General features: G+C 59.8%; 7 protein-coding genes. 1 reads left to right on the top strand and 6 read right to left on the bottom strand.

The window, feature by feature from the left end; all coding sequences use genetic code 11:
- Positions 1 to 1840 (top strand): Tn3 family transposase (locus D3227_RS34575; RefSeq protein WP_120018619.1); only part of this gene is annotated, 1840 nt, incomplete at its 5' end.
- 20 nt (positions 1841 to 1860) lie between these two features.
- Here D3227_RS34575 and D3227_RS43280 read toward each other — a convergent pair.
- The 6 genes from D3227_RS43280 to D3227_RS34605 all read right to left on the bottom strand — a co-directional run bounded on the left by D3227_RS43280 (position 1861) and on the right by D3227_RS34605 (position 10880).
- Positions 1861 to 4773 carry a TrlF family AAA-like ATPase gene (locus D3227_RS43280; RefSeq protein WP_120018620.1) on the bottom strand — a complete coding sequence of 971 codons (2913 nt, stop codon included), beginning with the start codon at positions 4771 to 4773 and terminating at the stop codon, positions 1861 to 1863.
- A 51-nt stretch (positions 4774 to 4824) separates the two neighbouring features.
- On the bottom strand, positions 4825 to 5694 hold the full coding sequence (locus D3227_RS34585; RefSeq protein WP_120018621.1) for a nucleotidyl transferase AbiEii/AbiGii toxin family protein: 870 nt from the start codon (positions 5692 to 5694) through the stop codon (positions 4825 to 4827).
- Positions 5682 to 6773 (bottom strand): type IV toxin-antitoxin system AbiEi family antitoxin, encoded by a 1092-nt coding sequence (locus tag D3227_RS34590; protein WP_245452036.1) that lies wholly within the window; start codon positions 6771 to 6773, stop codon positions 5682 to 5684. The genes D3227_RS34585 and D3227_RS34590 overlap by 13 nt, the downstream gene beginning before the upstream one ends.
- 324 nt (positions 6774 to 7097) lie before the next feature.
- Positions 7098 to 7229, bottom strand: coding sequence for a recombinase family protein (locus tag D3227_RS34595; RefSeq protein ID WP_342634037.1), 132 nt, complete (start codon positions 7227 to 7229; stop codon positions 7098 to 7100).
- Between the two features lie 130 nt (positions 7230 to 7359).
- The gene (locus D3227_RS34600) at positions 7360 to 7683 is read right to left on the bottom strand and encodes a hypothetical protein (protein WP_120018622.1); all 324 of its coding nucleotides are present in this window, start codon (positions 7681 to 7683) and stop codon (positions 7360 to 7362) included.
- 158 nt (positions 7684 to 7841) lie between these two features.
- Positions 7842 to 10880, bottom strand: coding sequence for a type III restriction-modification system endonuclease (locus D3227_RS34605; protein WP_120018623.1), 3039 nt, complete (start codon positions 10878 to 10880; stop codon positions 7842 to 7844).

Here is a 10880-nt window from a genome sequence, read left to right on the forward strand (position 1 = left end):
GACCGTGGCAGCCGAACAATATGCGACCGTCAATAAGTACGCCGGCGTCTTCCTGCAGGCATTCACGTTCCGCTCGGCGCGCCGCTATGACCCGCTTCTTGCCGCGGTCGGGATGTTGAAACGGCTCTATTCGGAGAAGCGTCGGACATTGCCGGAGGCCGTCCCAGTCACCCACCTCAGCCAAGCCGATCGGAAGCTGATCTTCGGGCAGGAAAGACCTGATCGCCGCCTCTATGAGCTTGCAACACTAGCGGCATTGAGAGACAGGCTTCGATCAGCGGACATCTGGGTCGACGGCAGTCGATCCTTCCGACCGATTGACGAGCATTTGATGCCGCGATCAACGTTTATCACCATGAAGGAGCAGGATCGGCTCGGACTGGGCGTACAGGGCGATGCCGCCGAGTGGCTAGCCGAAGCGCGGCAAATGCTCGACTTCAACCTGAAGCGACTGGCGCATAGAGCGCGGTCCGGAAAGCTCGAAGGTGTTCGTCTTGAAGGGGGAACGTTGATCGTCACGCCGAATGCCGGCGAGGTTCCCGCTGCAGCCGAAGAACTGAATGCCGAGATCAGCGAGCTCTATCCGCTGGTCGAGGTGCCGGACCTCCTACGAGAAGTGCACGAGTGGACCGGCTTCGCCGATCATTTCACGCATGTTCGCACAGGTGACAACCCAAGGAATGTCTCGGCCATGCTGGCCGGCGTTCTGGCGGATGCGACCAACCTCGGGCCGAAGCGGATGGCAAGCGCGTCCAAGGGGATCAGCGCACACCAGATCGGCTGGATGCGCACATTCCATGCTCGTTCAGAGACATATCGCGCGGCTCAGGCGTGCGTGACAGATGCGCATGCCCGGCACCCGCATTCCCGACTTTGGGGCGACGGAACGACATCTTCGTCGGATGGTCAATTCTTCCGCGCAAGCGACCGTGCCGCCAAGCGCGGAGATATCAACTTGCACTACGGCAGCGAGCCCGGATCGAAGTTCTACAGCCACCTGTCCGACCAGTACGGGTATTTCAGTATCCTGCCGATCAGTCCGACCGAAAGCGAGGCCGCCTATGTACTCGACGGGCTTTTCGATCAGGACACGGTCCTCGATATCCAAGAGCACTTCACCGACACCGGCGGCGCCAGCGATCACGTCTTCGGATTGTTCGCCTTGATCGGCAAACGCTTCGCACCTCGGTTACGCAATCTCAAAGATCGGAAGTTCCACACGTTCGAGAAGGGCGACGCATACCCAGCACTGTCGAACCACATCGGAGCACCGATCAACACCACGCTCATTCTCGACCACTGGGACGATCTGCTTCACCTGGCAGCGTCGATCACGACGCGATCCGTCGTGCCGTCGACCATCCTGAAGAAGCTCTCGGCATCGCCAAAGGAGAGCCAACTCGCCAGGGCGCTGCGGGAACTCGGTCGCATCGAGCGGTCCCTCTTCATGATCGAATGGTACTCAAGTCCGGCATTGCGCCGGCGCTGCCAAGCCGGTCTCAACAAAGGCGAGGCGGCACACAAACTCAAGCGTGCCGTTTTCTTCCATGAGCGGGGCGAAATCCGCGATCGGTCGTTCGAAAGCCAGGCGTTTCGCGCATCAGGCTTGAACCTCGTCGTCAGCGCGATCGTGCATTGGAATACAGTTTACATAGAGCGGGCGGTTGCCCATTTGCGCAGTGCACGTCGAGAGGTTCCGGATCATCTGCTGAAGCACATCTCGCCGTTGAGTTGGGAGCACATCAACCTGACCGGCATCTACACTTGGGACGCGGAACATCAAATGCCTGAAGGATTCCGATCGCTAAGACTTCCGACCCCAATCCGTCGAGCAGCATAGAGTTCACGATCCGTTCGCCCTTAGCGCAAGATTTTGAACAGCTCTTGTCCTGACCCCATATCGGCGTCCTCCATCCCTCCGGAAAAATAGGTGATCGGCGGCAGTTCGCCGGGGCCATGCGGGCCGGCGCTCGCAACGATGATCTGGTCCGCATCCGTGTTGATCACGAGATTGGCGTTGTGCGTGACCATAATGACCTGCCGCTTCGCCTTGGCCGCGACGAAGAGGCTAACGAGCTCGTCGAAAATCGACTTGGGATCGAGGTTTTCCTCCGGCTGATCGATGATCAGCGGCCGGTGATCGCTCTCGTCGAGCGCCAGGTAGAGCAAGAGTAGGACAATTCCGCGGGTACCAGGCGAGAGCTTGGTAATATCCGTGCCCTCGTAGTCGATGCTGTATTCGATCTGGATGTGCTCGGTGCTGAACAGCCATTTGGCGAAGCGCATAAGCCAACTTCGATAAGCGGCCTGGTCGTTGCTCGCCACATTGGCCACAGCGAGCAGCTCGTCCTGCCAGGCGTCGGTGAAATGTTGAATGGCCGTGTCGATAGCAGCGACATCGCCTGTTTCCCATGCCTTGCGCAGATTGGTGTTGGCCCATTGCTCGAGCGAACCCTTTCCCTTGAAGTCGCCGGCGCGCCGCAGGTCGAAAAGCTTCTCGCCAAGCAAGGCCCACTGCTTCACATCGGCATGCCGGGACGCTGAGAATGACAGCTTCTGCAAAGTGCCCTTGGCGGCCTGCAATCGATCGACCAAGGGCCGGTAAAGATCGCGCAGAACGTGCTCCTCGGCGATGATCGACTCGAACACGCGAAGATAGGTTTCACGCCGCTGCTTGCTGAGATTCGCCATGCGATCAGACGCCCCTTGGCAATCGGCAAGGGTCGCACGGGTGGTCTCGATCTGTGTGTTTTCCTCGGCGATGCGCTTGACCAAAGCGGCATACTTATTCGCGGTCTCGGTATCGAGTTTGATCAGCCCTTGCAGACGGGTCGCCTCTGCCTCGAGCACGGCGAGCGGCGTCTTCGCCGGATCGGTATCGTCCGCGAGGAAGGACTGACTGGGGACGGCGAGAGGTGCAGGCGCCACGCCGCGCCAGCCGGTCGCGTTGTTGCGCGCAGTCAGGAGCTTGGCCGAAAGAGCGACATCGACATCGCCATGATACTCGAGCAGGAAGGCCTGCCAGTCAGAGTCCTCCAGCCGAGCGGCGACGAAGCTCGATTTGGTTTGGCGTAGGGCCTCCGGGGCCTTGTTCTGGCGAAAGGCCTTCACCTCGTCCTGTAAGGCAAGAAGCGAACCTTCCTGGTTCGTGAAGAACCGGACGAAGGAGCGTACCTTTTCGGCCGCGTTGATAATGACGGTGAGTCGCTCGGCGCGGACTTCGCTCCCTTTGACGATGAGCTTGTCGCGATCGGCCTCCAGTCCTTTGACGATCTGCTCCTTGTGGGCGATTTGCTGAGTGAGCCCTGGAATTTGGCGCCTCTTTTCCCGCTCGAGGCCGATCTGGTCCGAGAGTGTAGCGATAGCCTCCTCCTCGCGCTGGCGAGCAAGGCGAAAGCGGGTGGCTCGCAGTTCCAGAAGCTGGTCGAAACGGAATGTCCCGTCCTTTTCGGGGTGGGCTTCGAAAATGACGCGCTCGATCTCGCCGAGCAGGGCGTCAGTCATGCCGTCGGCCGAGCAGAGTTCCTCGACGAACTTCTGCGAAAGATAGCGGGCCCGTGGGAACCGGCCGTCCAGATCGGCATCATATTCGTAGTCGAGCAGTTCGCGCTCGGAAGGATCGCCGCTGCCCCAATCCAGCCGAACGCTGGCCCCTTCGAGCAAATCCCCCGCGCGCACGAGAAACGAGGCTGGACTGAGATGCTCGGAGGCTGCGTCGCAACCGGCGGCGATTGCATCGGCAAGCGCCGTCTTACCAGACCCTCGCGCGCCAATGATCGCCACGAGGCCGGGATTGAGTTCGACCACGGGCGTAGCCGCCCACGGCGCGTTTTGGATCGCAATGCGGGAGATAACCTGCGAAGGGGTGGCGCGGATAGGGGGCGCTGCGCCGACGAAGGCGCGCCCGGCCGGATCGATGACGGCCTGACGGAGCGAGTCGAAATGCGCCCCACCCTTCACCCAGGAATAGCGATTGCCGTCAGGGGCGCCGACCTTTGCAGTCTCATGCGCGTCGCTGCCATGAAGACAGGGTTTGAGTGCTCCATAGCGGGCGCGGATTTCATCGGGCGTTGCGCTGCTTTTCCGACCCAGCCAAAAATCGCGTTGACTAATGCTACTGGCGAAGATGATGTGAGCGAACCTCTCGACTTCCTGCCGCTGCGCGCCTTCAGATTCGCCGCGCATGCCCGAGGTGCCATCATGCTCGCTGCCGGCAACGGCGATGAGAATGTTGTTCCTGGCCCAATCGATGGCGCGGTAGAGCTCGCCCAACTGCTCGAAGCTAACCTTGAACTGGGTTGCGCCGCGCGCGAGTGCGGCCCGTCCAGAAAGATTGGGGTCGATCTTCGATCCCAGGCGCATGAGCTCGTCGGGCGTGCATGTGAACCGGTCGCCTGAATATTCGAACGTAAGCTGCGCAAGGAAACGCTGTGTCGCACCTACGTGGTCGGGATCCTGCGGGTTGACGAGGAGATGGCAATTGACCCAGTTGCCCTTAACGGTTCCGAAAGCGAGGCGCAGCTCCACGTTCGGAAAAACCAGGTTGACGCCGGGAAGGCGGCCGTCGCGAAGTTTCGCGTCGCGGACACGTTCATAGGTGTCGAGCAGATAGTAGTCGGTCACACCAAGCGCGCGAATCGTCGGTGTCGCTGCCTCGATCTTGGCAAGGTATTCTTCCCAGCTGTCCGCGCCGTTGAACTGGTCGTTGAGTACGGTGCCCGGCGCATGAATATGGGGCTCCCATCGAAGCCACCGCGATCCTGAATTTCCCACATTCCCCCCAATCGTCTTTTATACTTCGGTCCAGACCAAGGGGCGGCTGCGTCATCCTCGAAGGCCGAGCGCTCGCAACCAGGCATCGATCTGGCCGAAGGCGTCCTGCTGCCATTGCTCGGGCGTGCGGCCATCGAGAATGTCCGTCTCGGCCACGAACTTGCGGACGCTCGTCGCGCCGTAGCCCTCAAGCGCATCGAACTTGTCTGCGATGTATTGATAGCCTTGTGCGCCGCTCTCATGTTCGAGCAAAGGTCTGCAAGCGTCGGCCAGTGCTTCGATGCCGTCGGGATAGTTCCGGATGCAGTAGTAGATGTCGTAGGCGTCTTTCTGCTTATGCCGACCATTGAGGGCATAACCTTTCATGGCGAGCAAAGCAGGGATCGAGCAAACGGCAACCTCGACACGATTAGTGCCACCCTCCGGCATATCGCCGGAGATGGCGACCAGCTGATAAAAGCGGAGGGCGAGGTCCGCGCCGTCGGCGCGTTGGACAGCGAAGTCACTCAGGATCGGCGGGCGGTTTTTTACGATTTCCGCATCACGGGGCATCAGGAAATCGACGACAATGTCGATCGGCGCGCCGCCATCATCGACCGGCACTTCACGGACGAGCTGGAAGCGCCGGAGCTCCTCACGCTGCTTGTAGCCCTGGCTCATAAGGGCCTCGACAAGGGTCACGTACTCGCCATCTCCAAGGGCTTCCGCATCAAGGCCGAGATCGACGTCGAGCGTTCCGACATGAGGCATGTCCTCGTTGTCGAGAAGCAGCCAGGGAACCGCGCCGCCGATCACGGCGAACTTGCCTTTGAAGCTGCCGAGGATCTGCCCGATTTCGACCAGAACACCCTTCACGGCTTTCGTCGTGCGATCCTCGTAATCTGCTGCGGACTGGGGGTCAGGCGGCACTATTTTCGCCATGAGAGGAGCTCCTGTCTGAGGTGTTCCGCCGCTTCCGCTCCACGCTCTCCAGCGACGGCAAGGTCGAGATAAGTCTGTACGGGGCTTGTGCAGAAGACCCCCGGGGCAGGCTCGGTGGTGTCGTTGAATAGGCCATGGTCCTTCGGCACCGTGACCATGACATTCGCTCCCGATGCAGCCGGTGACAGTCTTAGAGCATCGCGCAGGGCTACAAGTCCGGCCGAATCCGTATAGAAATATTGGGTGGGCACCCGACCGTAGGGCGCCAGCCAATGCGCCGCCGAAAACGATGCGAACACGGCCTTTGGTGTGTCCCTCAGGGCGCTCAGGGCTCCGCGCGCCGAGACCTCCAGGGATTGACCATGGAGCGTCGTGTAAAAGCTCATGCGTTCGCCAGCTGGCGGTTCGTAGGCGTCGCGCCAAGCATCCAGAAGCGCATCGGGCTGTGACAGCCGTAAGCCCTCATCCGTGATCTCGGCCCATTCGCGATCGACCAGCTCGCTGCGGACGTTGCTAACGTGGCCCAGGCTGACGACGGAAACTTCCGCCAGATCCGCGACACGCCATGCACGGTCAGGATCGCGAAGGAGCACCCGCAGCACCTGCGCGGATTTTGGTTTGAAGATGGATTTCAGGTTTCTCTGAACGGCAGGCGGCTTTGTATCAACCTGACGTTCAATGAAGACGGTGTCGAAGGCGATCCGCGCGTTTCCCACCAGGTCGAGGTAACCCACATCGAATTCGCGGCAAAGCGCTTGAGCCTCCTGAGACAGGTAGGGCGCGATGAAGATCGGCATCGCCAGCGGGTCGAACTTCTCCGCAGCCTTCCGAAGCTGAAAGAGGGCCGCACGCACATGCCGCGGCTGACCGACCGATTTGACTTCGCAAGCGAGAAGGCGGCGATTCCCATCCACACTGAACTCTGCGAGGATATCGAAGCTGGAGTTAGGCGGCGTCAGTTCGACCTTCTTTACGTGGATGAAAGGGACGCTACGCAGCAACCCACCGATGGCCTCGGCGGCCCCGGTCTCCAGATCGTTCACTTCTACGTTAGCTTTCAGCATTTGCTGAAAATGCATTCTATAGTGAAATCTGTCAAGCGGATATTCAGTGAGATGCCTGCTTTCAGCAAATGCTGAACAGCCCGATTCTGGTGAAAAGAACAGTGTGAGCAGCGGGCCTGGGAATCGAAGCGCTTGGCCCTTCGGGAACAGCGTGAAAAATGGTTCCGACGCATCGCCAGGGACACGCTAGTTCGCTCTGCCCCTGCGCGTGCGGGGAGCCGCTTTCCCAACGACATCGCGTAGGGTCCGCTGATCGAAGAGGATCGAGGTCCCCGCCCCTCTAAATAGAGCAGGTCGATGCTAGGACAGCGACAGCCCTTCTAATGAAGAGGTGGTTCATCAGGGCAACACCATAACCTTCTTGCACGGTTGCATCATCATGCGGCCTGCCGGCGTCGTGGTGTCGATTGTTTCCGTGAGGGAACGGAAGCCGCCGCCAACGGCATCGATCTTGTCAAGGATGAGCAGCATGTCCTTACCCTCGGAGTAGTTTAGACCTTCGGCCAATCGGTGGGCGGATCGAAGTCGCGTGCCCGCGGCGCACTGAGCGTGTAGGAGGTCAAATCGGCTGGCGCTCGGCTGGCCCGCCCCGGCCTGAGTCTCAAATTTTGAGCTGGTATTCGCGCTCAAGGTAGTCAAGCACCCGATTCAGGCCGTTCATAATGTGGAGTTCGTTGGCTCCAAACGCGTAATAGCCACCGAGCACGGTATCGCCACTCATGTCCCCGTCAATGGAGCGCTTCTTGACCTTGCGGCCCTCTTCGTCGCGGAAGGTGATCGGATAGCGAAACTCGCGGCCTTCGCCCTCGAACACACCGCCCGGCCCCCAATTTTGAATGTTGGCGTTGTAGCATTCGTTGCCGATCATCGACTCAAGCTCGATAAGAAGGGCTTTGCGCGCCTTGGTCACTTTCCTGCGTGCCATGGTTGGTCCCCCTAAAAGAAAAATGGCGTTGACCGGGAAAGGTACGGCGGCTCCATGACGCCCTGCCCTTCTCGTAAAGATACGACAGCCCGGGTCGGCTCTTCATACCACCCTGCTGTCGTTCGTTCGGCCATTGGCCGGTGAATTCTGTTTCTCCGTCAGGCGGCTACACGCCCGATAATATCCATTAGCTTCTCATAGCTGGTGACGACGTCATATTTGACGCGGTCCTCCGTGACCCGTCGGCCTATCTCGTCGAAGAATTTCCGGGCGCACTCGATTTTCGTGTTCTCGATCTCGCGGAGCTTCATCGAGGACATCGTGCCCTTGGTTTCTGCGACAAAATAAATATGCTTGACGCTGCCCTCTCTGAAGGAAATTGCCCAGTCCGGGTTGTAGTCGCCGACCGGCGTCGGGATCAGGAAGCCGCGTGGAAGTTTCGCATAGACGACCACTTCGCTGCTTGCGTCGAGCTCGTCGGCAAATCGGCGCTCGATATCCGAATCCGTGACGACATAGTCGTAGACGTGGTTCTTCAGCTTCGCGCTCGCCTTGGAGAAATCCTGTCCGGTCTGATTGGCCGTGAAGATGTCGACGTCGTAGCGCTCGGATAGGCCGTCATAGGCAAGCCGCTCGATGACCATCGTGGCCTTCTGTTCCGCGATGATTCGCGAGGCCTCGGAGATGAAATGCTCGGGATTCTCCCGAAACTGGCCGAACACGCTGGCGGCGACCCCCGTAAGGACTTCCGCCGCCGTCTTTCGCGTCAGCTCCGTGTTTTCGGCGATCTTGCCGAGCAGATCGTACTTCACTAGCGAATGGACGGACCCACCCTGCTCGGTGGTCGAACCTGTGACCTTGAAGCCATCGCCGGTCTTCAGCTGTTCATCCGTGATCTCATCACCCTGAATACCGGTGTGGACCGTGTACTGCAACGGCGTCACCCGAAGCTGGCTATCGAGGGCGCCCACGCATTTGCGGATGAGCTCATCGGAATTGAATTCGACGCGGTAGACGGCCTTCTGGTTGATACGCGCCCAAAGCTCCTGGAACTCCTTCTTCTCGAAGTTGTCGTTCAGCGGATTGGTCTTGGGCTTCCGACCATCCTCCACCTTCGGCAGCTGCGCGTCGCTGAACACGCTATCGATGAGCTGCAATATCAGGTCCGCATGCGGCTTCAGCTCATCCGGCAACTCTGCCAGCGTCCCTGCTTCCTTGGCCTCGTGGTAGGCGGTGGAAATCTGATCCGCGTCGTCGGAATAATCGTTCTTAACCAGGTAGCGATAGATCTGCTTCGCCATTGCCGGCGTTATCTCGACCGATCCGCTCTCGGTCGTGAGGGACTTGCCCGTGAAATACGCTTCCGTGGCTTTCCGGGGCCTCGACGACAAGGTGTCGGCAATCTCCTTCTGCAGGCCGCTGACGAAATCCTTGTAGCTCTCGCTGGCGACGACGGTGAGCACGTTGATGTCGTGAACGACGGCGGGGTGATCCATTCGGTCGCCGTGCTGGTCGACCGACAGCCGGAGCCCGCGACCTACCTCCTGGCGGCGCGAGATGGTGTTATCGCTGTGCTTGAGCATGCACATGACGAAGACGTTGGGATTGTCCCACCCCTCCCGAAGCGCCGAATGGGAGAAGATGAAGCGGGTCGGTTCCCCAAAGGACAGCAGCCGTTCCTTGTCCTTCAGGATCAGGTCGTAGGCGTCCACATCGTCTGAATCGACCGAGCGAGCGCCAATGGCGGGGTCTTTCAGCCGGTTAGTTTTCTTGTCGATCGAGAAATAGCCGTTGTGCGTCCGGGAGGCGTCGATGCCCGCGAGATGCTTGCGATAAGCCTCATTGTCGATCGCCAGCTCCGACAGATATTCTGCCTTGAGATGCTCGTACTCCTCTTCGAAAACACGGGCATACTCACCCTTCTCGTCGGCCTGGTCGTAGTCGCGGTACTTCACCACCTCGTCGATGAAGAAGAGCGACAGCACCTTGATACCCTGCGCGAAGAGCTGCTTCTCCTTGTCGAGATGCACCTTGATGGTTTCCCGGATCTGGATCCGACGGATATCGCGCTCGGAAACGTCGCCGGTCGCTTCACCCGCCCGAAGCACCGCGCCGTTGGTGAACTCGACGGTGTCGTTCCGGGCGTCTATCTGCGAAATGGTGAAGCCGTCGCGATACTGGTCCATCTCGCCTGACTCGGCGAAAAGGTCGTCACGGTATTCCAGCCGCCTGAGCTGACGCTTGATCTCGCCGGACTTGAGCTGCACCTCCAGTTCGATCCGCGCCACCGGCGCCTTTTTCGAGATGTCGATTCCCTCGAGGTACAGATAGGCGTTGGTGCCGGCGAGGCCGCGCGTCTGGATGCCGCGCACGGCAATCTTCTTCACCAGCTTCTGGTTATAGGCATCCAGCGCGTCGAGACGATGGACGCGGTTATGCTGCGTCTTGTGCGTGGCCGAATAGCGCAGGATCATCAGCGGCTTGAATTTGGGCAGCGCCTCCATCGTGGCGGCGCCCTCCATCTTCTGCGGCTCGTCGAGGATCAGGATCGGCCGGTTGCTGGCGATCACGTCTATCGGCTTGCGCGACTGGAAATCGTCGAGTTCGTCATAGATGCGCCGGTTGTCGGCGCCCCGGGCATTGAACGCCTGGATGTTGATCACCATCACGTTGATGCCGGCGTCGGACGAAAAGCTCTCCAGCTCATGCAGCCGCTTGGAGTTGTAGATGAAGAAGCGTGCCTTCTTGCCGAAACTCTCGGTGAAGTGGTCGGCGGTGATCTGCAGCGATTTGTAGATGCCCTCGCGGATGGCGATCGAGGGCACCATGACGATGAACTTCGACCAGCCGTAGCGCTTGTTCATCTCGAAGATGGTCTTGATATAGCAGTAGGTCTTGCCCGTGCCCGTCTCCATCTCGACGTCGAGATTGAACTTGCACCCCGCGCTCGCAACCAGCGTGTCAGATATGGGCAGGTTCTGCCGCCGCTGGACCTCCTTGATATTGGCCAGCACCTGAAGGCCGGTGAGCGCGATGTCGGCGTTCTTGAACCCCTCTTCAAATGCGCTCGCCTGCGCCTTGCGGCCGGGATCGATCCGGTAGGTGATGCCGCTGACCATCGGCTGCCCGGCGAAGCAGTCGATGACGGAATCGACCGAATTGGTCTGATAGGGCTGGACCTTGAACTTCAGCTTCAT

It is taken from the genome of Mesorhizobium waimense, from assembly GCF_003601975.1.
Lineage (GTDB): Bacteria > Pseudomonadota > Alphaproteobacteria > Rhizobiales > Rhizobiaceae > Mesorhizobium > Mesorhizobium waimense.

Coding starts and splice junctions, on each gene's coding strand:
- D3227_RS34585 (WP_120018621.1), bottom strand. CDS start 5,694: ATGGCGAAAATAGTGCCGCCTGACCCCCAGTCCGCAGCAGATTACGAG.
- D3227_RS34590 (WP_245452036.1), bottom strand. CDS start 6,773: ATGCATTTTCAGCAAATGCTGAAAGCTAACGTAGAAGTGAACGATCTG.
- D3227_RS34595 (WP_342634037.1), bottom strand. CDS start 7,229: ATGCTGCTCATCCTTGACAAGATCGATGCCGTTGGCGGCGGCTTCCGT.
- D3227_RS34600 (WP_120018622.1), bottom strand. CDS start 7,683: ATGGCACGCAGGAAAGTGACCAAGGCGCGCAAAGCCCTTCTTATCGAG.
- D3227_RS34605 (WP_120018623.1), bottom strand. CDS start 10,880: ATGAAGCTGAAGTTCAAGGTCCAGCCCTATCAGACCAATTCGGTCGAT.